The organism is Streptomyces sp. CNQ329 (genome assembly GCF_000482585.1).
Window position 1 is genome coordinate 1 of the sequence record NZ_AXVU01000061.1, and the last position, 26,020, is coordinate 26,020.

Sequence of the window (26,020 nt, forward strand, 5' to 3'; positions counted from 1 at the left end):
CATCGTCCTGGGCCTCGACGCGCCCGACGCGGGCGGCGCGCTGATCGGCGGCCGGCCGTACGCGGCGCTGCGCCGCCCGCTGCAGCACGTCGGCGCCGCGCTCGACGCGGCGGCCGTGCACCCCAGCCGCCGCGGGCGCGACCACCTGCTGTGGCTGGCGCACTCGCACGGGCTGCCGCCGCGCCGCGTCGACGAGGTACTGGAGCAGGTGGGTCTCGCCGCGGCGGGCCGCCGGCGGGCCGGCGGCTATTCGCTGGGGATGCGCCAGCGCCTCGGCATCGCCGCCGCGCTCCTCGGGGATCCGCCGGTGCTGCTCTTCGACGAGCCGGTCAACGGCCTGGACCCGGAGGGCATCCGCTGGATACGCGGCTTCCTGCGCCGGCTGGCGGCGGAGGGACGGGCGGTGCTCGTCTCCAGCCATCTGATGAGCGAGCTGGAGGACACCGCCGACCACCTGGTGGTCATCGGCCGCGGCCGGCTCGTCGCGGACATGCCGGTGGCCGAGGTGCTGGCCGCCGCTTCCGACAGCCGGGTCGCGCTGCGTACGGGGGCGCGGGAGCGGGCGATGACGGTGCTGGCGGCGGCGGGGGCGACGGTGGCCGCGACGGGCCGGGAGTCGCTGACGGTGGCGGGGCTGCCGGCGGAGCGGGTGGCGGAGCTGCTGGGCGCGGAGGCGGTGCCGTTCTCGGAGCTGGCCGCCCACCGGGCGTCGCTGGAGGAGGCGTACATGGAGCTGACGCGCGGGGAAGCGGAGTTCGCGGCCGGCCCGGAGGGGGAGGAACGGCGATGAGCACGGATACGGGTACGGGTCCCGGTTCGGGGACGGAAACGCGGGCGGGCGCCGGGGGTGTGGCGCCGTACCGTTCGAAGCTGCCGCCCGCGCGTGACGGGTTCTGGCAGTTGCTGCGCGCGGAGTTCACGAAGCTGCGCAGTGTCGACCGGTGGCTGCTCACGCTGCTCGCGGGCGTGGTCGTGACGGTGCTGGTGTCGCTGGTGTCGGCCGGCGGCAGCGCGACGGCCACGTCCGACGACGGCGGCGGCTCCGGCACCGCGGCGGCGGACCGGGTCGCGGACTCGTTCCGCTTCGTGCACCGGCCGCTGACCGGGGACGGCAGCGTCACCGCGCGCGTGACGGACCTGACGCTCGGCGAGGGCACGGACGCGCCGTGGGCGAAGGCCGGCGTGATCGTGAAGGCGGGTACGGAGCCGGGAAGTCCGTACGTGGCGCTGATGCGCACGCACGCCCACGGCGTGCGGCTGCAGTACGGCTTCGGGCACGACATCGCCGGCGGTGCCGTCGCCGGGGACGCCCCGGTGTGGCTGCGACTGACGCGCGAGGGTGACCGGCTGACCGGCTACGAGTCCGCAGACGGCGCACGCTGGCGCGAGGTCGGCAGCGTCTCCGCGGCCGGCCTGCCGCGCGCGGCGCGGGCGGGGCTGTTCGTGGCGGCGCCGGAGACGGTGCAGGTGGAGCGGTCGTTCGGGTCGGTGAGCATCGGGGCCGGGCCGAGCGAGGCGACGGGAGTGTTCGACAACGTACGGCTCGAAGGCAGCGGTTCCGCAGGCGGGACCGGCGACGGCGGCGGCTCCGGCGGGTCTGGTGCGGCGGCCTGGCAGGACGAGGCGGTGGGCCCGTCGTCCGGACCGGCGGCGGCGAACGGCCCGGCCGGCGGCACCGAACGCACCGGCGGCACGTTCACCGTCACCGGCTCCGGCGACATCGGCCCGCGCCCGCCCGCCGCGGACCTGACGTGGATGAGCCTGGCGGGTGCGCAGGTCGGGCTGATCGCTTTCGCGGCGCTGGGGGTGCTGTTCATCACCGCCGAGTACAAGCGCGGCATGATCCGGACGACGTTCACCGCCGGCCCGCGGCGCGGCCGGGTGCTGGCGGCGAAGGGGACGGTGCTGGGGGCGGTCACGTTCGCGGCGGGGCTGGCGGCGGCGGTGGTGTCGTTCCTGGCGGGGCAGCGGGCGTTGCGCGCCGGCGGGCACCGGCCACCGCAGTTCCCGGAGGTGTCGCTGTCCGACGGACCCGCGCTGCGGGCGGTGGTGGGCACGGGGATGCTGCTTGCACTGGTGGCGCTGTTCGCACTGGGACTGGGGGCGCTGCTGCGGCACACGGCGGCGGCGGTGACGCTGGTGGTGGTCCTGTTCGTGCTGCCGCTGGTGCTGGGCGGCGGCCTGCCGCTGGGGGCGGTGGAGTGGCTGTTCCGGGTGACGCCGGTGGCGGGGTTCGGGGTGCAGAGCACGACGCCGCGGTACGAGCAGGTGGAGACGGTGTGCCTGCCGGAGGACGGGTGCATGCCGCAGGGGCCGTGGGCGGGGCTCGGGGTGCTGGCGGCGTGGGCGGCCGTCGCGCTGGTCCTGGCGGTGTGGCGGTTGCGGCGGCGCGATGCGTGAGGGGCGGGCCGGGCGGCAGGTGGTGCGGGAGCCGCGGTACGCGGCGGAGGGCGGGGCGGCGTTCGCGGGAGTACGGGACGCGGGGTACGCGGCGCGGGCGGAGTGGACCAAGCTCCGTACCGTCCCCAGCACATGGTGGCTTCTGCTCGCCGTCGCCGCCGTCATCGCGGCGGTCGGCGCGGGCGCGGTCAGCGGGCTGTCGACGGTGCACTGCCCGCCGGCCGGCTGCCGCGAGGACGTGGTGAAGACCAGCCTCGCCGGTGTGTGGGCCGGGCAGGCGGCGGTCGCGGTGCTCGCGTCGCTGGCGTTCACGGCGGAGTACGGCACGGGCACGATCCGTACGACGCTGACCGCCGTACCCGGGCGGCTGCGGGTACTCGCCGCGAAGGCCGCGGTGGTCGGCGCGGCGGTGCTGGTGGCGGGCGGGGCGGGGGTGCTGGGCGCGCTGCTCGCGGGCCGGGCGCTGGTGCCGGCGGGCTTCGACGCGTACGACCCGGGGGCGGGGCCGGTGCTGCGGGCCGGTTTCGGCACGGTGCTGTACCTGGTGCTGGTGGCGCTGCTGGGGCTGGGCCTGGGCGCCGCGCTGCGGGACACGGCGGGCGCGGTCGCCGCGTGCCTGGGGGTGCTGTACGCGTCGCCGCTGGTGGCGGGGATGCTGTCGGATCCGGAGTGGGTCGAGCGGCTCCAGCGGTACGGGCCGGCGTCGGCGGGTCTCGCGGTGCAGTCGACGGTGGACACGGCGGCGCTGCCCATCGGTCCGTGGGCGGGGCTGGGGGTGCTGGCGGCGTGGTCGGCGGCGGCACTGGCGCTGGGCGCCGCGGTACTGCGGCACCGGGACGCGTGAAGCCCGCCGGACCGGAGCGGGCCACCGGACACCTCCGGTCCGCACCCGCGATCGACCGCACAGCAACGCGCTTGAGAAACTGCAGGCCCGCTACGGGTCCGAGCGCATGCCGTTCGGCCGCCGTCACCTCGCACCGGGCAGGAAGGAGGCCGGTCGTGATCCTCCCGAAGGTCAGGGACCCCCGCTTCGTGACGATCCGCCGCGGCGGGACCCTCACCGATGCGGATCACCACCTCCTCGCCCTCTGGGCGGCAGCCTGCGCGGAGCACGTCCTGGGCCTCTTCGAGGCGGCTCGGCCCGAGGACCCCCGGCCCCGCCGGGCGATCGAGCACGCCCGCGCCTGGGCGCACGGGGAGGTCAAGATGATGCAGGCCCGCGCGGCGGGCGGCCACGCCATGGGCGCGGCCCGTGACCTGCGCGGCGCGGCGCGGCACGCCGCTTACGCCGCCGGCCAGGCCGCGGTCGTCGCACACGTCGCCGCGCACGAACTCGGCGCGGCTGCCTACGCGATCAAGGCCGCACGCGCCGCCGCGCCGAAGGACAGGAGTGAGGCCGCAGGGCGACGGGAGTGCCGGTGGCAGCGCGACCGGCTCCCGGAGGCGATTCGCGAGCTTGTCCTCGACGACCAGCGCTTGCGCAACGACATCTGCTGGTCGGTGTTCGACTGCTGAGGGCGGTGCACCGGTGTCATGCCGGAGCAGACGGCACCTCACCGACGTCGGCGCCGCCGCCCGTCCGCCCCGCGCCCTCGCCACCCGTGTCCCCCCTCCGCACCGCCGTCCGGCCCCGCTCCCTCCCGCGCAGCGCCTGTCCCAGCAGCCGCACCCCCTCGGACACGGCGTCGGGGTGGCTCGCCGCGTAGCCGAGGACCAGGCCCGGAGGGCCGGAGTGCAGCCGGTGCCAGGACAAGGGCTGCACCTTGACGCCGCACCTGAGGGCCGCCGCCGCCAGCTCCGTATCGGTCACCCCCGCGGTCCCCGCCCCGTACGGGCCGCCCGCGTCTTCGAACGACACCGTCAGGTGCAGTCCCGCCGCCGCGCCGTGGACCACCGCGCCGGGCAGGTGCTCGGCGATCGCCGCGATCATCGCGTCCCGGCGCCGCCGGTGCCGTCCCCGCAGCAGCCTCAGGTGCCGCTCCAGCTCACCCGACTCCATCAGCCGGGCGAGCACGAGCTGCGGCAGCACCGCGTTGCCCAGGTCGGTGAAGCGCTTGGCGTTCACCAGCGCGTCCCTGTACCCCGGCGGCGGCACCACCCAGCCCACCCGCAGCGCCGGCGCCAGCAGCTTCGACACGCTGCCCATGTAGCAGACGCGCTCCGCGAGCATCGCGCGCAGCGCGGGCACCGGCGGCCGGTCGTAGCGGTGCTCGGCGTCGTAGTCGTCTTCGAGGACGAGCCGGCCGCCGTCCTCGGCCCAGCGCAGCAGCTCGCGACGGCGCTCGCCGCTGAGCACCGCACCGGTCGGGAACTGGTGCGCCGGGGTGAGCAGCACCGCACGGGCGCCGGTGGCCCGCAGCGCGTCGACCCGTATGCCCTCGGCGTCGACCGGCACCGGGAGGATCTCCAGCCCGCCGTTCTCCAGGTGCTGGCGCGTGCCGAGAGAACCGGGGTCCTCCAGCGCCACCGCCCCCACGCCGTCGGCGCGCAGCACCGGGTGCAGCAGGGTGAGCGCCTGGGCGGTGCCGGCGACGATGACGACGTCGTCGGGGTTGGCGCGGATGCCGCGGTTGCGGGCGAGCCAGCCGGATACGGCCCGGCGCAGCGCGAAGGTGCCGTGCGGGTCGCCGTAGCCGAGGTCGGCGGCGGACAGCTCGGCGAGGACGGCGCGCTCGGCGCGCAACCACGCGGCGCGGGGGAACGCGGCGAGGTCCGGCAGCCCGGGGGTGAGGTCGATCAGGGCCGGGGCGGCACGCAGCGCGTCGAAGGCGCCGGGTCCGGGAGCGGCGGGAAAGAACACGTCCGGCCGGCCCGTCCCCGCCGCCCGGGAGTTTCGCACCCGGCCCGGGCCCGCCGCCGCCTCCGCCCCCGGGCCGGGCCCTCCGACCCCCCGGCCCGGGGGCGGGGTGCCCGGCACGCGGCCCCGCCCCGGCGCCCCCGGGCCCGGCTCTCTCCCTGCCCGACCGCCCGGCCCTCCGGCCCCGGGATCCGTCACGGGTCCGGCCCCGCCGCCTGCGCCCGGCGCCCCCGGGACGGCCCCCGCCCGACCGCCCGGACGCGGCCCGGCGGGGTCCGTGGCGGCCCCCGCCCCCACCGGCGCCGCGACCACCACCGTCCCGCCGCGCCGCCGCCCCTCGACGTGCCCGTCCTCCGTCAGCCGCCGGTACGCCTCCGTGACCACCCCGCGCGACACCCGCAGCTCCGCCGCCAGCACCCGCGTCGGGGGCAGCCGGCTGCCCACCGCCAGCCGCCCGTCCGCGATCGCCTCCCGCAGCCGCCACGCCAGCCAGTCCGCCATCCCGCCCGCCGGGGCGTCCCCGACGTCGAGCTGCAGGAAATCCGAACCGTACGCTTTGGACCTCTCGGAGGCCGCTTCTTCCGCCTTGTTCATGGAGCCATCGTGGCATGCGCCACTGACAACGTCCCTCCGGAGCACCGTCGGCCCGGCCCGGGACCGGGCCTCACGCCCCGGACACCACGCGCCCACCGTCCTCCCCGCACACGAACTCGGGCGCCGCCTCCGTCAGCACCGCCGCCTGCGGCGCCACCCCCCACAGCCGCTCCAGCTCCCCCCGGACGGCCTCCGTCAGCTCCGCCACATCCGCCCCGGCCGACTCGTGCAGCGCCTCCGCCACCACCAGCACCCGGCGGGTCGTCGCACCGACCGCCGAATACCCGCTCTGCCGGTTCGTCCAGCGCCGCGCGTGCGCCCGCCCCGTGGAGTCGGCGAACGTCACCTCCCCGGCCGCCGGGTGCTCGCTCTCGCCGCCGAACGTCGTGTACGTCTCGTCCCCCCGCGCCCGGCGCACCTGCAGCCACGGCTCCGCGATCCGGTCCACGTCCAGCACGGCGACGGGGATCGCATACGCCACCGAGACCGCGTTGCACAGGTCCACCACCGGGTGGATCCGCGGCAGCGCCCCCTCCCGCCGCAGCCGCCGCAGCAGCGACTCCGAGGCGCACCGGTACTGCGTCGGCCGCAGCCCCAGCTTCGTGTACGTCCGCCGCCACGCCCGTACCTCGGGGAACTCCCCCTCCGGGCCCGCCCGCAGCCGCCGCCGCGCGATGTCCGTGTACGCCGTGACCCGCGCCTCCAGCTCCGCGCCCGCACCGGGACCGTCGTCACCAGGACCGGGGCCACCGCCCCCCAAGTCCGCGTACAACACCCCCGCCACCAGCTCCGGGAACTCCGCCCGCAACTCCGCCGCGTGCCCGAACCGCATCGTCACGCCACCGCCAGCTTCGCGCCCAGCCCCACGAACGACACCGCGAACACCCGCCGGATCCCCGCCCTCACCCTCGGCCGCCCCAGCACATGCCCGCGTACGGCCGCCGCGCACATCCCGTACGCCGCGAACACCGCGAACGTCAGCCCCATGAACACCGCGCTCAGCCGCAGCATCGCCGCCACCGACCCCTCCTGACCCGCCGGCACGAACTGCGGCAGGAACGCCACGAAGAACATCGTCAGCTTCGGGTTGAGGAGATTGAGCAGCACACCGGAGACGATCACCCGTCCCACCGGTTTCGGCCCGGCCGCCGCGTCCTCCCCGACCACCAGGGCCTGCTTGTCGCGCAGCGTCGACCACGCCATGTACAGCAGGTACGCCACGCCCAGGTACTTCACGACCTCGAACGCCACGGCGCTGGCGTGCAGCAGCGCCGCGAGCCCGGTGACGGTGGCGACGACGTGCGGGACCGTGCCGAGCGTGCAGGCGAACGCGGCCACCACGCTCGCGCGCCGGCCACGGGACAGCCCCGCGGCCAGGGTGTACACCACGCCGGTGCCCGGCGTGACGACCACGACGAGCGTGGTCAGCAGGAACGCGATGTTCAAGACGGCCTCCGGCGGTGGCGACTCGGTGACTGAGGAACGCCACCCACCCTCACCCGCCGATGGCCTGTCGGGCAGAGCCAAAGAGGAGCGAGATCACCGGTCCATAATGTCGGAGTCCGCCACACCCTGATCCGCCACAGCCTGATCCGCCGCACCCCCACTGTCCGCACCCCGGGCCTCCGCCCCCGCCGCCACCATGTCCGCGAACACCCGGGCCAGCGGCGACAGCGCAGCCCACCGCCGCACCGCCCACCCCGCCCACAGCGGCGGCAGCTCCGGTACGGGTACGAGCCGCACCCCCGGATGCCGCCCGCCGCGCCACCCGGGCAGCTCCGGTACGACGGCGTAGCCGAGCCCCAGCTCCGCGAGGAGGATCGCCGTGTCCCAGTCCGCGACCGACGTGTCGAACGCCGGCAGCCGCACCCCCGACTCCGCGAACCACGCCTCCAGATGCGCCCGCGAACTCGAATTCGCGGGCAGCCCGATGAGCCGCACCGCCGCCAGGTCCGCCGCGTCCACCGCCGACCGCTCCGCCAGCGGATCTCCCTCCCGCACGGCCAGCACCCACCGCAGCTCCGCCGCACGCCGCAGTTCCACGCCCCGGACCGGCGCGCCGATCGTGATCCACGCCAGATCCGCGCCGCCGGCGGCCAGTGCGGCGACACAGCCGCGGCTGGAGTTCTCCGTCTGGAACTCCAGGCTGACCTGCGGATACCGCTCGCGGAACGCGACGACCGCCGCCGACATGAAGTGCCGTACGGTCGTCGCCCCCGTCGTCACCCGCACAGAGCCGCCGTCCCCGCGCGCCAGGTCGCGCAGCCGCCGCAGCGCGTGGTCCACCCCGCCGATGCCCTCGGCGGCGGCGCCGCGCAGCACTTCCCCGGCGTGCGTGGGCACCACGCCGCGGGGATGCCGCTCCACGAGGCTGAGGCCGACCTCCCGCTCCAGTCGCTTGACGTGCTGGCTGACGGCCGACTGCGTACAGCCCAGCTCCGGCGCCACCGCGCTCAGGCTCCCCGCCCGGCAGACGGCGACGAACACCCGCAGGTCGTCCAGAGTCATGGGCGTCAAGCTAACTCTTGGAGATGTGCAAGAACACCCGAGGATTGACTTGGGCGGATCGCCGCGCCCACGATGACCACGATCTTTGCTGTACCCCCTACGGAACGAGGACGCCGCCGTGGATCCGCTCGAAGCCGTCGCGCTCGCCGGCGCCGGACTCGCCGCCGGCGGCATGAACGCGGTCGTCGGCTCCGGCACGCTCATCACCTTCCCGACGCTCCTCGCCCTCGGCTACCCGCCGGTCCTCGCGAACGTCTCCAACACCGTCGGTCTCGTTCCCGGCGTCGTCGGCGCGGTCTACGGCTACCGCCGCGAGCTGCGCGACCAGCGCCGCCGCATACTGCGCTTCGGCAGCGCCTCCCTCCTCGGCGGCCTGGCCGGCGCGCTGCTGCTCCTCAAACTGCCCGACGAGGCGTTCCAGGCCGTGGTCCCCGTGCTGATCCTCACGGCCTGCGTGCTTGTCCTCCTCCAGCCCGTCCTCAGCCGCCGCCTCGCCGCGCGCGGCGAGGACGAGGACACGGACGGCGGGCCCCCGATGTGGCTCGGCGTCCTCGGCACGGGCGTCTACGGCGGCTACTTCGGCGCCGCCCAGGGCGTCATCCTCATGGGCCTGTTCGGCGCCTTCGTCCGCGACGACCTGCAGCGCCTCAACGCCGTCAAGAACGTGCTCGCCGCCCTCGTCAACGGGGTCGCATCGATCGTCTTCATCATCGTCACCGACGTCGACTGGACCGCGGCCGGCATCATCGCCACCGGCTCCACGCTCGGCGGCTTCCTGGGCGCCCACCTGGGCCGCAAACTGACCCCCGCCCTGATGCGCCTGATCATCGTCCTCGTCGGCACCACCGCCGCACTGAGCATGATCATCGGCTGACGGCGCCGTGTCCCGCCGGTCCGGCGCCGCGCCGCCGGACCGGGGGTACGCGGGGTACGCGCGGTACGCGGCTAGCCGAACACCCGGTCCAGCACCGCGGCGATGCCGTCCTCGTCGTTCGACCCCGTCACCTCGTCGGCCGCCGCGACCAGCTCCGGGTGTGCCCCCGCCATCGCCACCCCGTGGCCTGCCCAGCGGAACATCGGGATGTCGTTCGGCATGTCCCCGAACGCGATCGTCTCGGCCCCCCGGACCCCGAGCCGCCGCGCCGCGAGCGACAGGCCGGTGGCCTTGCTCAGCCCGTGCGGCAGCAGCTCGACGGTGTCGGCGCCGGCGAGGACGACCTCGACGAAGTCGCCGACCGTGTCGCGGGCCGCGGCCGTCAGGGCGTCGTCGTCCAGGCCGGGGTGCTGCAGGTAGAGCTTGCCGATCGGCCCGGCCCACAGCTCGGCGCGCTCCGTCACCCGGCGGACCGGCAGGTCCTCCCGGGCCACCGCGCGGAAGCCGGGGCCGAAGAGCACCTCGCTGTCGAGCCCGTCCGTGCTGGCGGCCACGGCCACCTCGCCGACCTCGGCCTCCAGCTTCGCCACCGCGTCGGCGGCGAGACGCCGGTCGAGCGTGACGGAGGTCAGCAGGCGGTGCTCGCCCGCGTGGTACACCTGTGCGCCCTGCCCGCAGACGGCCAGGCCCGTGTAACCCAGCTCGTCCAGTATGTGGCGGGTCCAGGCCACGGCGCGGCCGGTGACGACGAGGTGCGCCGCGCCCCGCGCGCACGCCGCCTCGATCGCCGCACGGGTGCGCGGGGAGACCGTCCCGTCGCTGCGCAGCAGCGTGCCGTCGAGGTCGGTGGCGATGAGCCGGTACGGGAGCGGCCCGCTCATGTCGCGACCGGCTCCAGCAGCTCGCGCCCGCCCAGGTACGGCTGCAGCACCTCCGGCACCACCACCGAGCCGTCCGGCTGCTGGTGCGTCTCCAGGATCGCCACGATCGTCCGCGGCACCGCGCACAGCGTCCCGTTCAGCGTCGCCAGCGGGCGGGCGGCCTTCTTCTGCCCCTGCCCGTCGCGCATCCGCACCGACAGCCGCCGCGCCTGGAACTCCCCGCAGTTCGACGTCGACGTCAGCTCCCGGTACTTGCCCTGCGTCGGGATCCACGCCTCGCAGTCGTACTTCCGCGCCGCCGACGCGCCCAGGTCGCCCGAGGCCACGTCGATCACCCGGTAGGCCAGGCCGAGAGCCGACAGCCACTGCTTCTCCCAGTCCAGCAGCCGCGCGTGCTCCGCCTCGGCGTCCTCCGGGGCCACGTACGAGAACATCTCGACCTTGTCGAACTGGTGCACCCGGATGATGCCGCGGGTGTCCTTGCCGTGCGAGCCCGCCTCGCGGCGGAAGCAGGGCGAGAACCCCGCGTAGCGCAGGGGCAGTCGGTCGGCCTCGATGATCTCGTCCATGTGGTAAGCCGCGAGCGTGACCTCCGAGGTGCCGACGAGGTAGAAGTCGTCGCGCTCCAGGTAGTACACGTCCTCGGCGGCCTGGCCGAGGAAGCCCGTGCCTTCCATGGCGCGCGGCTTCACCAGCGCGGGGGTGAGCATCGGGGTGAAGCCGGCGGCGGTGGCCCGGGCGATCGCGGCGTTGACCAGAGCCAGCTCCAGCAGGGCGCCGACGCCCGTCAGGTAGTAGAACCGCGAGCCGGAGACCTTCGCGGCGCGCTCGGTGTCGATGGCGCCGAGGATGCGGCCCAGCTCCAGGTGGTCCCGCGGCTCGAACCCCTCGGCGGCGAAGTCGCGCGGGGTGCCGACGGTCTCCAGCAGTGCGAAGTCGTCCTCGCCGCCGACGGGCACGTCGGGATGCACGAGATTCGCCAGGCGCAGCAGCAGGGCCTGCGTCTCGGCCGCGGCCTCGTCCTGCTCGGCGTCCGCGGCCTTGACGGCGGCGGACAGCTCGCCGGTGCGCCGCAGCAGCTCCTGCTTCTCCTCGCCCTGCGCGCGGGGGATCAGCTTGCCGAGCTGCTTCTGCTCGGCCCGCAGTTCGTCGAAGCGCGTACTGGACGACCTGCGCCGCTCGTCGGCGGAGAGAAGCGCGTCGACAAGGCCGACGTCCTCTCCACGGGCACGCTGCGACGCGCGCACTCGGTCGGGGTCCTCACGGAGCTGGCGAAGGTCAATCACGGGGCCAGGTTACCGGGGTCCGCGGACCGGCTCGAAGCCGATTTCCACCCCTGTGGATTTCTTCGTCTTCTGTAGCGAATAGTCGGTTTCGAGGGCCGGACTTCCGGCGACGCGGAGAAAAGGTGCGAGATGGTGCAATCTGGACATAAAGTCACGGTACGTCCGCGCCGCTCCGGGCAGTTGGGGAATCCTTTTCCACAGGTGGTCGCGGATCCGGAAAGTTATCCACAGGCCGGGGAGGCGGCCTGTGGAAGCAGGGGGAAGATCGTTCCGTACGGCCGGTGCTGGCGCAGGAATTCCCCGATTCGCCCCCGGCTACACACCCTTTGGAGCGGAATTGCCTACCGCCTTGGAGTGGATCAAGGGAATTGCCGTGACGAGTAACCATCTGAGCAGGTGGACGCCGGAAATCTGTCTCTAGACGGATTTGTCGACGTTGCCCGTTCGGGCTTCCGAGTTATACACAGCCGACCCCGCCAGCCTGTGGATAACTCGGGGAACTGTGCACAGACCCCAGGTCAGGCACGGCCGTCCAGACACCGCGTCAGCCAGTCCGACGCCTCCGCGAACGCCGTGTCCGACGTCCCCGCCCGCAGCGGCTGCACATCCGCGGGCGCCACCCCCGCGCGCGGATACGAGCCGAGGAACCGCACCCGCGGGCAGACCCGCTTCAGCCCCATCAGCGCCTCGCCCACCCGGCGGTCGGTGATGTGACCCTCGCAGTCCACCGAGAAGCAGTACCGCCCGATGCCCTCGCCCGTCGGCCGCGACTCGATGCGCAGCAGGTTGACCCCGCGCACCGCGTACTCCTGCAGCAGCTCCATCAGCGCGCCCGGGTGGTCCTCGCCGAGCCAGATCACGACCGACGTCTTGTCCGCGCCCGTCGGCGCCGCCGGCCGCGCCGGGCGGCCGACGAGGACGAACCGGGTCTCGGCGTTCTCCGCGTCGTGGATGTCGGAGACCAGCGGCTCCAGCCCGTACACCGACGCCGCGAACTCGCCCGCGAACGCCCCGTCCACGCGCCCTTCCTGCACCTGCCGCGCGCCGTCCGCGTTCGACGCCGACGACTCCCACACCGCGTCCGGCAGATGCGCGGCCAGCCAGCGCCGCACCTGCGGCTGCGCCACCGGGTGCCCGGTGACGGTCTTGATGTCCGCCAGCTTCGTCCCCGGCCGCACCAGCAGCGCGAACGCGATCGGCAGCAGCACCTCGCGGTAGATCATCAGCGGCTCGCCGAGCGCAAGCTCGTCGAGCGTGGCGGTCACGCCGCCCTCCACGGAGTTCTCGATCGGCACCAGCGCACCCGCCGCACCCCCGCTGCGCACCGAGTCCAGCACCGCCGGCACCGAGACCATCGGCACCAGCTCGCGCGTCGCCGCCTCCGGCAGGGTGCGCAGCGCGGCCTCGGTGAAGGTGCCCTCGGGGCCGAGATAGGTGAAGCGGCTGGCGGACATCGGGGCGGCTCCTCGTGGGCGTGCGGCGAGACCGCCACGATACCCACGGGAGCGGGGCGCGGCCCGCCGGTCCGGGTAACGGACGATCATGGAGCGGCCCCGGGCCGGGAGCCGGCCGCGCCCGCGGTCGCACCGCCCGCCCGTGCCGTAGGGAGCGCGCGTCGCGCCTGGACGTACGGGACGTACGGGAGCCCCCGGCCGGGCGGGCCCGCTCAGCCCTCCAGCAGCCGCTGCCCCACGTACTCGCCCTCCCCGGCCCCGCCCGGCACCGCGAACAGCCCGCTCGCCTCGTGCCGCAGAAAGCGCGACAGCCCGTCGCCCCGGTCCAGCTTGCGCTGCACCGGCACGAAGCCCTTCAGCGGATCCGCCTGCCAGGCGACGAAGAGCAGCCCCGCGTCGGGCACCGGTCCGTCCTTGGTGTCCAGATAGCCGTCGTGGTACGAGAACGAGCGGCGCAGCATCGTCGCCCCGCCGTTCGACTCCGGCGCCGCCACCCGCACGTGCGCGTCCCCCGCGATGGCGAGAGAGCCGTCCGCCAGTTGCTTGTTCAGATCCACCGGGGTCGTCTCCTCCCCGCCCGACAGCGGGGCGCCGTCCGACTTGCGGCGGCCGATGACCCGTTCCTGCCGCTCCAGCGACAGGTGGTCCCAGGTGTCGAGCAGCATCCGGATCCGGCGGAACACGGCGTACGAGCCGCCCGCCAGCCACGCCTGGTCGCCTCCATCGGCGGGGGCACCCCCATGGGCGGGCACGAAGACGTGCTTGTCGAAGTCCGGGTCCCCGGGCCGGGGGTTGTTGGTGCCGTCGACCTGCCCCATCAGGTTGCGGGCCGTACGGGGCCGGTCGGTGGCGCCCGGCGTGCGGTTGAAGCCGCTCATCTGCCAGCGCAGCACCGCCGCGTCGCCCGCGCGGCGCTGGAGCGTGCGCAGGGCGTCGAACGCGACGAGGGCGTCGTCGGCGCCGATCTGCAGCCACAGGTCGCCGTCGCTGCGCCGTTCGTCCAGCGCGTCGGCGGAGAAAGGCGGCAGCGGGGCGAGCCCGGCGGGGCGTCGCGCGGCCAGGCCGGTGCGGTCGAAGAACGTGCGCCCGAAGCCGAACGTCACGGTCAGCGCCGCGGGCCCGGCGTCGAGTGCGCTGCCGGTGCCGTGCGCCGCCTTGCCCTCGCTCAGCTCGCGGGCTGTCTCCGACCACCGCCGCAGCAGCGCCGCCGCTTGTTTCCGGCCCGCGCCCGGGGCCAGGTCGAAGGCGGCGAAGTGGCCGGCGGCCTGCACCGGGGTGGTGATGCCCGCCTGGTGCGGGCCGTGGAACGGCACGCCGTTCGCGCCGATCGACGTCAGCGGCGCGGGGGGCGCGTCCCGCAGCGCCTCGGCGGCTGCCGCGCCGGAGGCGCCGCCGGCGAGGAGCCCGGCCGCCCCGGCGGCTCCCGCCGCGCCGACGAGGCGGCGGCGGGAGACCGGGTGCCGGGAGGCGGCTGCCGGGCCGGTGCCCGGCTCCGCGGGTGCGGATTCCGTACGGGTGGAACGGGTGGAACGGGTGGAACTCATGGGATCGTCAGCTTCTTCTCTTCTGTCACCTGGTCGATGGGTGAGGTGCGCACGGTCAGCCGGAGGGTCCACTCCCCGGGCATCGGGAGCTGCACGCCGGTGGCGGCCCAGTGCCCGTTCTCGACGGGGGTGGGGGTGACGTCGAGCGGGCCGACGTTCTTCTCCTCCAGGGTGAAGGAGAGCCGGACCTCGGGGACGTTGAGGAGCTGGTTGTTGGCGTCCGTGAGGTAGATGTGCAGTTGGTTGTCGCCGGTCCTGCCGGGGTCGACGGTGATCTCCGCGGTTCCGGCGCCGCCCTGACCGCCCGTGTCGTACGGGATCCGCACCTTGACCGGTCCCGCCGGCTGCCGCTGCGCCGCCGCGGCGGCCTGCTCGGTCTCGGCCCTGCCCGGCTGGGTGCCCGTCAGCAGGGTGACGACCGACAGCAGGACGACGGCGAGGACGGTCTCGACGAGAACGGACTGGCGCAGGCCCCGGCGCACGGGGTCGGCGTCGCGCTCCTTGCGCGCGCGGTTCGCCTCGACGGCCGCCCGCTGGCGGGCGAGCTGCGCGGCCCGGCCGGGGTCGTCGTCGGTGCGGGCGGCGGCATCGTCGCCGGCGGCGGGCGCGTCGCCGGTGGCGTCGTCCTCCGGTACGGGACCGGAACCGGAATCCGCGCCGGAGTCCGCGCCGGAATCCGCGCTCTGAGCGGGGCCGGAATCCGCGCCGGAATCCGCGCCCTGGGCCGGCACCGTCACGCCGTCCGGCGCACCGCCGCCGGCGGCGGCCTGCGGCGTGCCGGAACCGGCGGCGCGGTCCGTACCCGCCTGTGCGGTGACGGCGGCGGGCACGAGCGGCGCCTCCGCCGTCCCGTCCACCGGCTCCTCGACCGCCGACAGCCCGGAGCCGGCCAGCCGCTGCGTCCACCGCCGCGACGTCCAGCCCGCGGTGATCAGGACCGCGACCAGCCCTCCCTTCACCAGCAGCAACTGCCCGTACGTCGTGTCCGTCAGCGCGCCCCAGCTCCCCAGCCCGCGCCACGCCTGGTACAGCCCCGTCGCGGCGAGGACCGTCACCGACGTCAGCGCCAGCCGAGAGAAGCGGCGTATGACGTACGACGGGACCCTCGGCCCCAGCCGCAGGCTCAGCGTCAGCGAGGTGAGGCCGCCGAGCCAGACCGCGACGGCCAGCAGGTGCACCATCGCCATCGGCACGGCCAGCCACGGCTGGATGCCGGTGGAGGCGTGCTCGGCCATGGCCCACGTCGCGGCCAGGCCGACGGCGACCACCCCGCCGCCCAGCGCGAGACCGATGGCCAGGTCGCGGCTGCGGGCGGCGTCGTCGTCCGCGGCGGGCCCGGCGGCCGGCTCGGTGGCGGACCCGGCGTCCGGTCCCGTATCCGCATCCGTACCCGCACCGGCCTCCGCGCTCTCGTCGGCACCCGCGCCCACGCGCGCCTCTGCCTTCGCGCGTACGCCCTTCGCGCCGGGCGCGTTCTCCCGTCCGTACACCCCGAAGAGCACCGCCAGCACCACCGCCGCCGCACCCAGCAGCAGCAGCCGCGACAGCAGCGCCGTGCCCGGGCGGGTCTCCAGCACGTCGCGCACCGAGTCGAGCCCGAAGTCCGCGCCGGTGTACGGCCCGCGCAGCAGCAGCAGCGCCACGGTGGCGGCGAACAGCAGCGCCCACCCTCCGCTCGCCACCCGGCGCACGACCCTGCCGCGCCCGCCGCACACCCCCGCGAACACGGCGCCGCCGACGAGCAGCACGAAGCCCGCGTACGCCACGTAGCGGCCGGTGTCGTACAGCGCCTTGGCGCTGCCGTTGTCCTCGCCCGCCTCGGAGACCGCGACCGTCGTCTTCGACGGCTTGCCGACGGAGAACGTGAACGCGCCGGAGATCGGGTGGCTGTCGGCGGACACCGTCTTCCAGACCACGGTGAACGTGCCGTCCGGCAGGCCGGGGCGCAGCGCGGCCGTCGCCGTCTTGCTGTCGCCGTCGACGTGGGCGGCGCCCCCCTTGGTGACGTCGTTGCCGTCGGGGTCGAGGACGCGGATGGAGTCGTCGCTCAACTGCACGGCCTCGGAGAAGTCGAGCGAGACGGCCTCCGGCGCCTCCTGCACGACCGCGCCCTCGGCGGGGTCGGTGCCGGTGAGCGCGGCGTGCGCCGCGGCCGGGGTCGCGCCCGGTACGAGAACGCACAGCACCGCGGCGACGGCGGCGCACAACGCCCCGAGCGCGCCCCTGCGATGCGCGCTGCCTCCGCGCGTCGAGCGCCGACGGATCGGTGCGCGGCGGATTCGGTGGAGCTGTCCGGTTGGGGTCATGACACGCCTCTCACTCCGCGGGGCGGTACGTCGTCGGCTGCACCGGCACCTCGACCTCGATCGGCTCCGACTCGGCGAAGTGCAGCACGAAGGACACCTTCTCGCCAACCTCCGGTTTGCGATCCAGCTTCTCCAGCATCAGATGGGCACCTCCGCGGGCGAGGGTCAGCTCGCCGCCCGCGGGCACGTCCAGGCCGTCGACGGCGCGCATCCGCTCACCTTCCGTGGTGTGCATGGTGACGTCGTCGGCGAGGTCGGTGCTGACGGCGGTGAGGCGGTCGTCGCCCGCGCCGTCGTTGCGTACGGTCACATAGCCGGCGGCGAGGTCCTTCATCACCGGCTGGGGCACGAAGCCGCCCTCGGCGCGCAGCCGCGGGCCGGCACCGGGGCCGGAGCCGCCCCCGGGCTCCGCCTTCGTCCGCGTCTCCGTACCGGAGCCGTCGCCGGAACACGCCGTCAGGCCGAGGGCGAGAGACAGGGCGGCCCCAGTAACCACTGAGACCCGCCGGGCACGCCTCACGGGGTCTGCCCCTTGATGAGCTTCGGCATGTCCTTCGTGTACTGCTCGGCCGTCACCCCGGCCAGATACAGCACGTGCGCCTTGTCGTCCTTCGGCGAGTACGCCAGCACCTCCGCGCCGTGGCTGACGGTGATGCTGCCGTCCTCCTCCTTCACCGGCTTCTCCAGGTGCACGCCGACGCTCTTCGCGGCGTCCTTGACCGTGGCGAAGTCGCCGGTGAGGCCGATGAAGTCCTTGTCCTGGGCGTCGAGCCACGCGCCCATCCGGCGCGGGCTGTCCCGCTCGGGGTCGGTGCTGACCATGACGACCTGCAGCTTGTCCTGCTCGGCGCGGGGGAGCTTCTGCTTGGCGATGGCGATGTCGCTCATCGTCGTGGGGCAGACGTCGGGGCAGTTCGTGTAGCCGAAGAAGAGGAGGGTGGGCTTGCCGGCGGTCTCGGCGACGAAGTCGTACTCCTCGCCCTCGGTGTCGGTGAGGACGAGGTCCGGCTTCTCCTTGGGGGTGTCGAGGACGACGCCCGGTTTGCTGTTGCCGCCCGAGATCTCGACGGCGGGCTTGGCGCCCGCGTCCGCGGACTCCGAGCCGCAGCCGCTGAGGGTGAGGGCCGCGGCGGCGGCGAGGGCGGCGGCGTAGGCGGCGGTGGTACGGGTTGTGCGCATGCTGTGTTCCCTTGAGGGGTCGGGTGACCCGGCCGGGGTCGCCGGCCGGGTCACCGCTTGCGTATGACGTGCCTGGTGCGGGTGGAGCGCCTACTGCGCCGCGGACGAACCGCCCGCGCCGCGCCGCCGCGACTGCACGCCGAACGCGACGCCGACGGCGCCGAGCGCGATGCCGGCGATGCCCAGGGCGCGTGCCGTGCTGTCGGAGGAGCTCTCGTCCTCGGCGGCGGTGTCGCCGGTGCCCTCGCCCCCGGCGGCGGGTTCGGCGTCGTCGCCGTTCCCGGCGTCGTCGGCGTCCTGCGCGCCGTCCGCGTCCGCCGCGGGCGTCAGGGTCAGCACGGGCGCCGGGCTCTCCGGCTCCTCCGCGCCTTCCTCGGGGATCTCGATCCAGCGGACGACCTCGCCGCTGTCGTACGTCTGGACCGACTTGAACACCAGCCGGTCGGCGTCCTCGGGCAGGGCGCCCAGGGAGACCGGGAACCGCTGGAACGTCCCCGGCTCGATCTTCCCGCCGGACCACGTGACCTTGCTGGCCGCCTCGGTGATCTTCTCGCCGTGCGAGTCGATCGGGGTGTCGAGCTTGGCCTGCTCCACCTTCACGTCCCAGCCGGCCACGGGCTCGGGCATGACGGAGGTCAGCGGGTGGTCGGCCGGCAGCGTGACCTCCAGCTTGGTCGTGGAGGCGTCGTCGCGTTCGTTGGGCACCTTGAAGTTGACGGTGGCGTACCCGCCCTGCTCGGCCTCGCCGGGGTCGACGCTGACGTGCGCGGCGGCCGGGCCGGCGAAGGCGAGGACGGCGCCGGCGGCGCAGGCGGCGGTGCAGACGGACATGCGCCGCATACGGGATGACTTCATGAGTGAGAGACTCCGGTCGGTGTGGAAGGGATGGGGGTTGGCGCGCGTGCGGCAGCGGCGCGACCACCCGCTCACCCGACGCCCGCGCCCGCGTGACGCCCGTGTCGTACCGGGGCGTGCGGCGCGTGGGCCGTCAGCCGGAGGGGTGCCGTCGCGTCAGGCCGCGAGGGCGAAGGCCGGGGGCCCGCGGCGTACGACGGTGTGCTGCAGGTCGCGTACGGTACGGGCGCCCTGCCCGCCGTACGCCGTCGCCGCCCGCGGGCGCGCGGCCGGCCGGCCCGCGCCGTCCAGCCCGGCGTCCAGGGCCCGCACGTAGCGCACGGCGGCCCGCAGCGGGGCGAGGCCGGCACCGGTGCCGGCCGCGAGGCGCAGCAGGGTCGTCAGGGCCGCGTCGCCGCGGCGCAGCAGCCAGCCGGCGGCGAGCGCGGCGAGGAGGTGGCCGAGGGCCATCTGCAGGGAGTACGAGGACAGGCCGAACGCGGCGCCGGGATCGCCGCCGTCCATGCTTCCCATGCCACCGCCGATGCCGGCGTCCGGATCGAGCCCGGCATCGGTGACGATCTTGCGGGCGCGGTCCTCGGTGAGGTGCATCGCGGCGTCGTTGCAGAGCAGCCTGCGGGCGAGAGCGACGGCACCGCCGCCCTCGCCGCCCGGGTGCGCTCCGCCGCCGCCCGCCGCCGCGGCGGCGCTGTGCTGACCGATCCCGAAGAGACCGTGCAGCCCGGCCTGCCCCACCGCGAGCAACGCCGCGATCCCGGGCAGCGACCGCTCCCGCCCGGCCAGCGGCACGGCCACCGCGAACACCAGCGCGGCGGCGACGCCGAGCGTCCACAGCGGCACCGTCTCGACCGAGGCCAGCACGTGCCCCCCGGCCGACAGCACGACACAGACCGCGGTGAACACCGCGGCCCGCAGAAGGCGCAGCTCCGTGGTGGCGGGAGCGTGAGGGGCAGCCATGGCGAGCGCTATCATCTCACCGCACGGCCGTATCGACCCGGCCGGGGCGCGACCAGCCGGATCAGGCCATGTCCTGTCCCACCCCGAATGGCGGAAGAAACCCCTCCGCCGAATGAGGGTTCTCACGCAACTCGCGTGCTTACGGTGCCGACACAAGGGTTATACGTACCGTATGTCGGGGTGGCGGCCAGGAGGCTGAACGCATGAGCATGTGGTGGTCCCTTCGACTGCGCCGTGAGGCGGCCAGCGTCCCCCTCGCCCGCCGCCTGCTGGTCGGCGCCATGGAGACGGCCGGGGTGGACCCGGACGTCGCCTTCGACCTCTCCCTCGCCCTCACCGAAGCCTGCGCCAACGCCGTCGAGCACGGCGGCGCCGCCCCGGGCGACGACTACCGAGTCACGGCCCGCTTCGACGGCGACCGCTGCCACATCGAGGTCATCGACTCCGGCCCCGGCTTCGCCACCAGAACCCCACCCCCCGACTCCCCCCGCACCCCCGCCCAGCCCCTGACGGACACGGGCGCGGAAGGCGGCCGCGGCCTGTTCCTGATCGCGGAGCTGAGCGACCACGTCGACATCCGCGACCGCCCGGGCCGCGGCGCGGTGGTGAGCTTCGACAAGATCCTCAAATGGCGCGAGGACGCCCCGCTGCAGGCGGCGTGACTGACAAGCTGTCGCTCTGACCTGCTATTTCAACCGGATCAGGTCGTGAAATCTAGGGCTTCAGGTCGCCGTGAACGACCCGGAATCAGGCTGCCAGGGCACATTGAGGGCACAAGTGTGCGTGATCTTGCTTCGCTGTGCCCCCGCCCGTTGGCGGTGCGAAGGCCGCGTCGATGGCCTGGCGGGTGCGGGCCTCGCTCTGCGGCATGAGGTGGGTGTACGTCCGCAGCGTGAAGCCGGGATCGGAGTGCCCGAGGTACTCGGACAGAGCCTTGATGCTCTCCCCGGCGTCGAGGAGCACGGAGGCGTAGGCGTGACGCAGAGCGTGCATGCCGTCCTCCGGCGCCGCGGCGTAGCGCGGTGAGCCCTTCTCCCGCGGCGGTATGACGCCGGCCGCGGCGAGGGCGGCCTTCCAGTCGTACTGGTTGAAGACGCTGCGGTGGTACGCCTTGCCCTCGTCCGTGGTGAAGAGCAGTCGGTACGTACGCTCCTCGCCATCCGGGACCCGCCACGGCAGGGCGACCCGGCGCGGCGGGAACTCCTTGATGTGCTCCTTCAGCGTTTTTGCCAGCTCGTCCGGCAGCGGGATCGAGCGCAGCCGCTCTCCCTTGGGCAGCGCGAAGACCATAGTCGACCGGACCAGCTTGACCTGCCGGTTCACGTGCAGCAGCCGACGCTTGAAGTCGATATCTTCCACCGCAACGCCGAAGACCTCGCCCTGCCGCAGCCCGCAGCCGAAGGTCAGCTTGCCGCCTGCCCGGAAACGCGCGGGCAGGCCGGCGATGACGGCGTGCACCCGCTCGATGCTCCACGGGATGACCTTCTTCTTGGTTCGTGTGGGTACCTTGACCGAGCTGGACTTGCACGGATTCTTGACGATCAGCCCGTCCTCGACCGCGGAGTCGAGGATCGCGGTCAGGATGGAGTGCACCCAACTGATCGTCGACGCCTCCAGGTCAGCGTCCTGGAGCTTCTTCAGCCATCCCTGGATGAGCGACGGCTGCGTTATCGAGCGCAACTGGCGTCCTCCGAGGTGCGGCTTGATGTGGTTGCGCACCACGCCTTCGTACAGGTCGACCGTGCCCATGCCCGCCGTCGCCGCTTGGAGCCACTGCTCCGCGTACGTGGCGAGGGTGACCTTCCCGGCGTTCGGGTCCACGAAGGTGCCACGCTGCAACTCGGTCTCGACCGAGGCCGCGCGGGCCTCGGCCCTGGCCTTGATCTCGAAGTTCTCCTTGCGCTGGTGGCCGTTCAGGTCGCGATAGCGGACCTGCCAGCGCTTGCCCGTGCCGTGGTCCTTGGTGGGCACCAGGCGCCGGGTCCGGCTCTTGTGCTCGCCGCACTCCTCTTCGTCTTTCTTCGGGTGGGATTTGTGCCAGCGGTCGTAGACGTCAGCCATCGAGAAGGGCCTCCTTGAGGTCGTCCAGAAGGTGAATGAGTTCGGTCTTGGTCAGACGGCCGAGCGGCTTCGGGGCTGACGCATCACTCCCCTTCACGACGAGGTGATCGGCGCGCCGGCATTCGGGCCGGGTGCGGATGGCGTGATCGAGCGCGCCGTCGTCCCCTCGCGGGAGCAGGGGGCGGATGCCGTCAGCCCAATCCCAGGCGACCGCGGTGGTGACCTCGCCGGCGCCGGTGACGCTGGTGGTTGTGCCGTCGGCGACCGGGGGCAGCAGCAGGGTGGCGGGGGAGACGCCGAGGGCGATGGCAAGTGCGACGAGGTCGTCGACGTCGCAGCGACGGTCCCCACGCTCGATCTTGCTCAGCGCGGTCGAGGGGATGGGCCGGCCCAAGTCGGTCAGGCGCTCGGCGAGTTCGCGCTGGGAGAGGCCCAGCAGGGAGCGGATGCGTTCGATGTTGGTGGCGGTCTGACGGCCGGTGGGGCCGATCTCCACGGGGCGGGTTGCCATGACCGCGATGTTGACCTAGTGCACGGCGCTTGGGCAAGTCTTGGCTCACCTCTTCGGCAGCGCAGCGCGGCCACGACGGGCGGCCGAGCCGGGGCAACATAGACGACGATCGCCGGTTAGCCAAACCGGCGTTTCTCCGGATCATTTGAGGAGTTGCCTACACCAGTCGGCGTCGTTTGGAGGTGTTACATGGTTTCCGCGACAATGCCGCTGGATGTGTCCCCGATCGTGTGGCACTGTTCGTGCCCCGCGGCGTCGCCTAGTCATGATGGAGAGTGTTGGATGCGTTCATCCCGTACCGCCCGGTCCACCGAAGTGACATCCCGTACCGCCTCGTCCAACGCCGAGCGCAGCCCTCTGGCCTCCCCGGAGGAGCTGTCCGCCTACCTCGGCATCCCGCTCGGCACCCTCTACTCCTGGAACCACCGCGGTATCGGCCCGAAGGCCACCAAGGTCGGCCGCCACCTGCGCTACCGCTGGCAGGAGGTGGAGGCATGGCTGGACGCCCAGACGACGGATCACGACGTGGCCTGACCACGGGCACGAAGCGGCCCCCGGTGCGCCAACACCAGGGGCCGAAGACACCTCAAGAAACCGCCCTGTAAGCGATCTACCACACGGTGAGGGTCGGGTTGCAGCCCGGCCCTCGCCGGAGAGGACTGTCTATGGACCCACAGACTAGGGCTTCCTCCACCCCCGGTGCATCCCCACCCGCAGCCGATCGGCCGGGGCAGCATCTACTCGATGCGGCTGCGGCCAGCAACCACCGGCGGAGCCACGTAGCGCCCCTGTCCCGCAAGGAGAAGCGACAGCATGCGCGGGCCCAGGCGCTGGCTGAGCGTGCGGCAGCTAATGCGCGCCGTGCGGCAGCCCAGCAGCCGGAGTCCGCCGAACCGTCCGGGGCCGCGTCAGCGGCCGGCGACGGGCCACCACTGGAAGCCGAAGGCGAGCCGGAGGACCGAGAACCTGCCGAGGCCGACGACCCCACAACCGCGGCGGCCCCGGCCGAAGAGAGCCCGGCGTTGCTGACCGCCTCCGGGGAAGGAAGCGCTCGCGGAAGCGCAGATGAGCCAGCGCAGAACGGAGATGAGGTGCTGGCCGAGCTGCGGTCGGTGATCGCGAAGTTCGTGGTGCTGCCTGATGAGCAGGCACTGACCGCGGTCACTCTGTGGGTGGCGGCCACCCACCTGCAGCCTGTCTGGCGGCACGCGCCCCGCCTCGCGGTGGTCGGCCCGGCCAAGCGGTGCGGCAAGTCCCGCCTGCTGGACGTGATCACCGAGACGGTGCACGACCCCGTCATCACGGTCAACGCCTCCCCAGCAGCGATCTTCCGCTCCATCGGCGAGAGCGAGCCGCCCACCCTTCTGGTTGACGAAGCGGACACGCTGTTCGGCACGCTGAAGATGGCCGAGAAGAACGAGGAGCTACGCGGACTGCTCAACGCCGGACACCAGCGCAACCGCCCCACCCTGCGTGCCAGCGGCCCGGAGAACGGGGTGCAGAAGTTCGCCACCTTCGCCATGGCGGCTCTCGCCGGGATCGGCGACCTGCCCGACACCATCATGGACCGCGCGGTGGTGATCCGGATGCGCCGTCGCGGGCAGGGCGAGAAGGTCTCCGACTTCCGCTCCAGCCGTGACATCCCGCCCCTGCACCGGTTGCGCGGACACCTGGCCCGCTGGATGCACACCCAGCGTAAGGACGCGGCCTCGCACGCTCCGACGATGCCGGTGGCCGACCGGGCGGCGGACACCTGGGAGCCCCTGGTCGCGGTGGCCGACCTCGCCGGCGGACCGTGGCCCACCCTGGCCCGTAGCGCATGCAAGACGATGTGCGAACGGGAGGCCGGACGGGACGAGGACGGCGGGTTGAAGTCCCGCATCCTGGTCGACATCCGCGCCGCCTTCGCACAGCACGACGACCCCGAGGCGCTGTCCACTGCCACCCTGCTCCGCACCCTGAAAGCCGACCCCGAGGCGCCATGGGCGGAGTACGGCACGGGCGGGCTGAGTCCGCGAGGACTGCAACTGCTGCTGCGGGACTATGGCATCTCCTCCGCCAACCGCCGCTTCCGTGATGGCAGCCAGGCCAAGGGCTTCACCCGAGCCCAGTTCGTCGACGCCTGGGACCGCTACACCCCCACCTCACCCCAGCCCGCGCAGGAACCGACGGCCGCCGCCGAGCCGATCCAGATCGTCCGGCAACCTGCTCCGCCGCCACCGCCCGCCCTGCTGCCACGACCACCCTCACCGCCGCCGAAGCCGACGGGAGGAGCGGGACCGGCGCGCGGCCGGTAGGCCCGCTTCTGGCCGCGGACCTGCACCCGTAGCCACTCGTCCCACCCGTCCCTGCCCAGCTCACACCGGGGACGGGTGGCGTGGCCGGGACGAGTCAACCCGTCCCGCCTCCCTCACCCGTACCACGCTGACCAGCCGTGCAACGAGTGGGACGAGTGGGACGGCATGCGGCCCATACGCCCTCTCCAGCCACCCCACATCGTCGGCGCCAGCCGCTCGCCTCATCCGTGGAGTCCTGCTTTGATGACCGAAGCCCAGCCCGCCGCCACCCACTCCGTGCCTGGCAGCGTCGCAATCCGGCTCAGCGTGGCCGCCCTTGGTGCCATCGGCTTCGCCCTGTCGTACGACGCCCTGCGCCAGATGGCCGTCGCCGTCCACATCGCCGGGCCGCTGACCTACCTCTTCCCCCTGCTCATCGACGGCTTCATCGCGATAGGCGCCTGCGCACTGATCATCTTGCGCACCGCCCCGACCCGGGCCCGCCTGTACGTATGGGCACTGGTCGGCACCGCCACGGCCACCAGTATCTGGGCCAACGCTCTGCACGCCGTACGCCTGAACCAACTCCCCACCCGCCAGCGCGGCCTGCAACTCGGGGACCTTCCGGTGGGGCTGCTCTCCGCCGTCGCCCCGCTCGCCCTCGCCGGTGCGGTACACCTCTACATCCACATCGCCCGCCACAGCCGCACCGCCCACCCGAACGAAACTTCCGCACAGCACCCTTCGGATCCCGCCGCACCCAACGCAACTCCGTCCATCCGCCCAGCCCCTTCCGAGCACGTGAACGAAACCACAGACGCCCCGACAGCGGCCAACACCCGCCATCGCGCCAAGCCAGCCCTTCCGCCCTCTGATCAGGCGCGACAGCGCCACACGGGCCGCCCACCGGGGGCCGACCTCGACCAGCTCCTGGAGATCGCCCGCAACGCAGTCGCCAGCCAAGGCAAGGTCTCCCGCTCGGTGGTCGAAACGGCTATCCGCGCCGAGGGGCTGTCCCTCGGCGGCGAACGCCTCACCGAGATCATGAAGATCGTGCGCGCCGAGGCCGACGCCCCTTCCGACCACCTCGTCGGTTGACCTCCGCCCGCCCCCTCGCCGAACCGGCCAGGGACGTCCGGAGCCGTTGCGACCAGCACGTGAGTGATCACGACGCGGCCACCGCTGGCCCTCGTACCACGCACTGGGCGTCGGATCTGAGAGGGCGGTTCGTGATCTGATGTCCGTTTCCTGGTGAGGTTGGGGCAGGGCTGGTGGTCGCGGGGCTTGGTCGGCTATTGCTTCCTGGCGAAGCTGCCCGTGTCGATCTCGGTGATGATGCCGAGCTTGACCAGGCGTTTCAGCTTGGCGCGGGTGCCCTCGATGTTCTTCGGCAGCAGTTCGTGATCGAGGGCTTCGCAGACATCCCGGGCCCGTAGCGGTCCGGTCGCACCGTTGAAGACGGCGAGGATGCGGGGGTAGTCCGGGTGCTCGGGCAGGTCTGGTGGGACGGCCGGGAGCCGGTCGGCGATGGCGGTGA

24 protein-coding genes and 1 pseudogene are annotated in these 26,020 nt (G+C 73.7%); 9 read left to right on the forward strand and 16 right to left on the reverse strand.

Annotation, left to right across the window (positions count from 1 at the left end):
* The 4 genes from I003_RS0127210 to I003_RS0127225 all read left to right on the forward strand — a co-directional run.
* The coding region (locus I003_RS0127210; protein ID WP_027774388.1) for an AAA family ATPase at nt 1-790 on the forward strand (790 nt) is incomplete at its 5' end.
* On the forward strand, nt 787-2,400 hold the full coding sequence (locus I003_RS0127215; RefSeq protein ID WP_486584407.1) for a DUF1349 domain-containing protein: 1,614 nt from the start codon (nt 787-789) through the stop codon (nt 2,398-2,400). The genes I003_RS0127210 and I003_RS0127215, both read left to right, overlap by 4 nt.
* 22 nt (nt 2,401-2,422) lie before the next feature.
* Nucleotides 2,423-3,244, forward strand: coding sequence for an ABC transporter permease subunit (locus I003_RS0127220; protein ID WP_027774390.1), 822 nt, complete (start codon nt 2,423-2,425; stop codon nt 3,242-3,244).
* 155 nt (nt 3,245-3,399) lie between these two features.
* Nucleotides 3,400-3,915: a putative immunity protein gene (locus tag I003_RS0127225; protein ID WP_027774391.1), complete on the forward strand. Its 516-nt coding sequence runs from the start codon at nt 3,400-3,402 to the stop codon at nt 3,913-3,915.
* Between the two features lie 16 nt (nt 3,916-3,931).
* Here the strand turns inward: I003_RS0127225 and I003_RS37100 are convergent, their stop codons facing one another.
* From I003_RS37100 to I003_RS33410, 4 genes are all read right to left on the reverse strand, one after another.
* Nucleotides 3,932-5,698 (reverse strand): aminotransferase-like domain-containing protein, encoded by a 1,767-nt coding sequence (locus I003_RS37100; RefSeq protein ID WP_486584409.1) that lies wholly within the window; start codon nt 5,696-5,698, stop codon nt 3,932-3,934.
* A 163-nt stretch (nt 5,699-5,861) separates the two neighbouring features.
* Complete coding sequence (locus I003_RS0127235; protein WP_027774392.1) at nt 5,862-6,623, reverse strand: phenylalanine--tRNA ligase beta subunit-related protein; 762 nt, start codon at nt 6,621-6,623, stop codon at nt 5,862-5,864.
* Between the two features lie 2 nt (nt 6,624-6,625).
* On the reverse strand, nt 6,626-7,237 hold the full coding sequence (locus tag I003_RS0127240; RefSeq protein WP_027774393.1) for a LysE family translocator: 612 nt from the start codon (nt 7,235-7,237) through the stop codon (nt 6,626-6,628).
* 93 nt (nt 7,238-7,330) lie between these two features.
* The gene (locus I003_RS33410; RefSeq protein ID WP_078564440.1) at nt 7,331-8,299 is read right to left on the reverse strand and encodes a LysR family transcriptional regulator; all 969 of its coding nucleotides are present in this window, start codon (nt 8,297-8,299) and stop codon (nt 7,331-7,333) included.
* Between the two features lie 118 nt (nt 8,300-8,417).
* Here I003_RS33410 and I003_RS0127250 point away from each other — a divergent pair, with 118 nt between their 5' ends.
* Entirely contained in the window at nt 8,418-9,173 is a 756-nt protein-coding gene (locus tag I003_RS0127250; RefSeq protein ID WP_027774394.1) for a sulfite exporter TauE/SafE family protein, read from the forward strand.
* Nucleotides 9,174-9,244: 71 nt separating this feature from the next.
* On the opposite strand, the gene I003_RS0127255 is transcribed toward I003_RS0127250, so the two are convergent.
* The 9 genes from I003_RS0127255 to I003_RS0127295 form a co-directional block, all read right to left on the reverse strand.
* A complete protein-coding gene (locus I003_RS0127255; protein WP_027774395.1) occupies nt 9,245-10,054 on the reverse strand; it encodes an HAD family hydrolase in 810 nt (269 codons plus the stop codon).
* Nucleotides 10,051-11,340 (reverse strand): serine--tRNA ligase, encoded by a 1,290-nt coding sequence (gene serS / locus I003_RS0127260; RefSeq protein ID WP_078564443.1) that lies wholly within the window; start codon nt 11,338-11,340, stop codon nt 10,051-10,053. The genes I003_RS0127255 and serS overlap by 4 nt, the downstream gene beginning before the upstream one ends.
* 518 nt (nt 11,341-11,858) lie before the next feature.
* The gene (gene pheA, locus I003_RS0127265; protein WP_027774397.1) at nt 11,859-12,794 is read right to left on the reverse strand and encodes a prephenate dehydratase; all 936 of its coding nucleotides are present in this window, start codon (nt 12,792-12,794) and stop codon (nt 11,859-11,861) included.
* 212 nt (nt 12,795-13,006) lie between these two features.
* On the reverse strand, nt 13,007-14,338 hold the full coding sequence (gene efeB, locus I003_RS0127270) for an iron uptake transporter deferrochelatase/peroxidase subunit (protein ID WP_027774398.1): 1,332 nt from the start codon (nt 14,336-14,338) through the stop codon (nt 13,007-13,009).
* Nucleotides 14,335-16,644 (reverse strand): copper resistance protein CopC, encoded by a 2,310-nt coding sequence (locus tag I003_RS0127275; protein ID WP_027774399.1) that lies wholly within the window; start codon nt 16,642-16,644, stop codon nt 14,335-14,337. The genes efeB and I003_RS0127275 overlap by 4 nt, the downstream gene beginning before the upstream one ends.
* A gap of 10 nt (nt 16,645-16,654) precedes the next feature.
* Nucleotides 16,655-17,164: a copper chaperone PCu(A)C gene (locus tag I003_RS0127280; protein WP_027774400.1), complete on the reverse strand. Its 510-nt coding sequence runs from the start codon at nt 17,162-17,164 to the stop codon at nt 16,655-16,657.
* Nucleotides 17,161-17,823 carry an SCO family protein gene (locus I003_RS0127285; RefSeq protein WP_027774401.1) on the reverse strand — a complete coding sequence of 221 codons (663 nt, stop codon included), beginning with the start codon at nt 17,821-17,823 and terminating at the stop codon, nt 17,161-17,163. The genes I003_RS0127280 and I003_RS0127285 overlap by 4 nt, the downstream gene beginning before the upstream one ends.
* Nucleotides 17,824-17,913: 90 nt before the next feature.
* A complete protein-coding gene (locus I003_RS0127290) occupies nt 17,914-18,678 on the reverse strand; it encodes a YcnI family copper-binding membrane protein (protein WP_486584408.1) in 765 nt (254 codons plus the stop codon).
* A 156-nt stretch (nt 18,679-18,834) separates the two neighbouring features.
* A complete protein-coding gene (locus tag I003_RS0127295) occupies nt 18,835-19,635 on the reverse strand; it encodes a hypothetical protein (protein ID WP_027774403.1) in 801 nt (266 codons plus the stop codon).
* A gap of 203 nt (nt 19,636-19,838) precedes the next feature.
* Between I003_RS0127295 and I003_RS0127300 the strand changes: the two genes are divergently transcribed.
* Nucleotides 19,839-20,297 carry an ATP-binding protein gene (locus I003_RS0127300; protein WP_027774404.1) on the forward strand — a complete coding sequence of 153 codons (459 nt, stop codon included), beginning with the start codon at nt 19,839-19,841 and terminating at the stop codon, nt 20,295-20,297.
* 85 nt (nt 20,298-20,382) lie between these two features.
* Here the strand turns inward: I003_RS0127300 and I003_RS0127305 are convergent, their stop codons facing one another.
* Both I003_RS0127305 and I003_RS35225 read right to left on the reverse strand, forming a co-directional pair.
* Nucleotides 20,383-21,696 carry a site-specific integrase gene (locus I003_RS0127305; protein ID WP_027774405.1) on the reverse strand — a complete coding sequence of 438 codons (1,314 nt, stop codon included), beginning with the start codon at nt 21,694-21,696 and terminating at the stop codon, nt 20,383-20,385.
* Nucleotides 21,689-22,207: a helix-turn-helix domain-containing protein gene (locus tag I003_RS35225; protein ID WP_078564445.1), complete on the reverse strand. Its 519-nt coding sequence runs from the start codon at nt 22,205-22,207 to the stop codon at nt 21,689-21,691. Before I003_RS35225 ends, I003_RS0127305 begins: the two co-directional genes overlap by 8 nt.
* Nucleotides 22,208-22,489: 282 nt before the next feature.
* On the opposite strand from I003_RS35225, the gene I003_RS0127315 reads away from it, so the two are divergent.
* The 3 genes from I003_RS0127315 (at nt 22,490) to I003_RS0127325 (ending at nt 25,581) form a co-directional block, all read left to right on the forward strand.
* Nucleotides 22,490-22,741 carry a helix-turn-helix domain-containing protein gene (locus I003_RS0127315; protein ID WP_051368538.1) on the forward strand — a complete coding sequence of 84 codons (252 nt, stop codon included), beginning with the start codon at nt 22,490-22,492 and terminating at the stop codon, nt 22,739-22,741.
* A gap of 398 nt (nt 22,742-23,139) precedes the next feature.
* Entirely contained in the window at nt 23,140-24,504 is a 1,365-nt protein-coding gene (locus I003_RS35230; protein ID WP_486584410.1) for a DUF3631 domain-containing protein, read from the forward strand.
* A gap of 243 nt (nt 24,505-24,747) precedes the next feature.
* A complete protein-coding gene (locus tag I003_RS0127325) occupies nt 24,748-25,581 on the forward strand; it encodes a DUF2637 domain-containing protein (protein ID WP_037721884.1) in 834 nt (277 codons plus the stop codon).
* Nucleotides 25,582-25,775: 194 nt separating this feature from the next.
* Here the strand turns inward: I003_RS0127325 and I003_RS0127330 are convergent.
* Nucleotides 25,776-26,020 (reverse strand): annotated as a pseudogene (locus I003_RS0127330) (hypothetical protein); the annotation flags it as partial.

Coding starts and splice junctions, on each gene's coding strand:
- I003_RS0127215 (WP_486584407.1), top strand. CDS start 787: ATGAGCACGGATACGGGTACGGGTCCCGGTTCGGGGACGGAAACGCGG.
- I003_RS37100 (WP_486584409.1), bottom strand. CDS start 5,698: ATGGCGGACTGGCTGGCGTGGCGGCTGCGGGAGGCGATCGCGGACGGG.
- I003_RS0127235 (WP_027774392.1), bottom strand. CDS start 6,623: ATGCGGTTCGGGCACGCGGCGGAGTTGCGGGCGGAGTTCCCGGAGCTG.
- I003_RS33410 (WP_078564440.1), bottom strand. CDS start 8,299: ATGACTCTGGACGACCTGCGGGTGTTCGTCGCCGTCTGCCGGGCGGGG.
- I003_RS0127255 (WP_027774395.1), bottom strand. CDS start 10,054: ATGAGCGGGCCGCTCCCGTACCGGCTCATCGCCACCGACCTCGACGGC.
- pheA (WP_027774397.1), bottom strand. CDS start 12,794: ATGTCCGCCAGCCGCTTCACCTATCTCGGCCCCGAGGGCACCTTCACC.
- efeB (WP_027774398.1), bottom strand. CDS start 14,338: ATGAGTTCCACCCGTTCCACCCGTTCCACCCGTACGGAATCCGCACCC.
- I003_RS0127275 (WP_027774399.1), bottom strand. CDS start 16,644: ATGACCCCAACCGGACAGCTCCACCGAATCCGCCGCGCACCGATCCGT.
- I003_RS0127285 (WP_027774401.1), bottom strand. CDS start 17,823: ATGCGCACAACCCGTACCACCGCCGCCTACGCCGCCGCCCTCGCCGCC.
- I003_RS0127290 (WP_486584408.1), bottom strand. CDS start 18,678: ATGAAGTCATCCCGTATGCGGCGCATGTCCGTCTGCACCGCCGCCTGC.
- I003_RS0127295 (WP_027774403.1), bottom strand. CDS start 19,635: ATGGCTGCCCCTCACGCTCCCGCCACCACGGAGCTGCGCCTTCTGCGG.
- I003_RS0127300 (WP_027774404.1), top strand. CDS start 19,839: ATGAGCATGTGGTGGTCCCTTCGACTGCGCCGTGAGGCGGCCAGCGTC.
- I003_RS0127305 (WP_027774405.1), bottom strand. CDS start 21,696: ATGGCTGACGTCTACGACCGCTGGCACAAATCCCACCCGAAGAAAGAC.
- I003_RS35225 (WP_078564445.1), bottom strand. CDS start 22,207: ATGGCAACCCGCCCCGTGGAGATCGGCCCCACCGGCCGTCAGACCGCC.
- I003_RS0127315 (WP_051368538.1), top strand. CDS start 22,490: ATGCGTTCATCCCGTACCGCCCGGTCCACCGAAGTGACATCCCGTACC.
- I003_RS0127325 (WP_037721884.1), top strand. CDS start 24,748: ATGACCGAAGCCCAGCCCGCCGCCACCCACTCCGTGCCTGGCAGCGTC.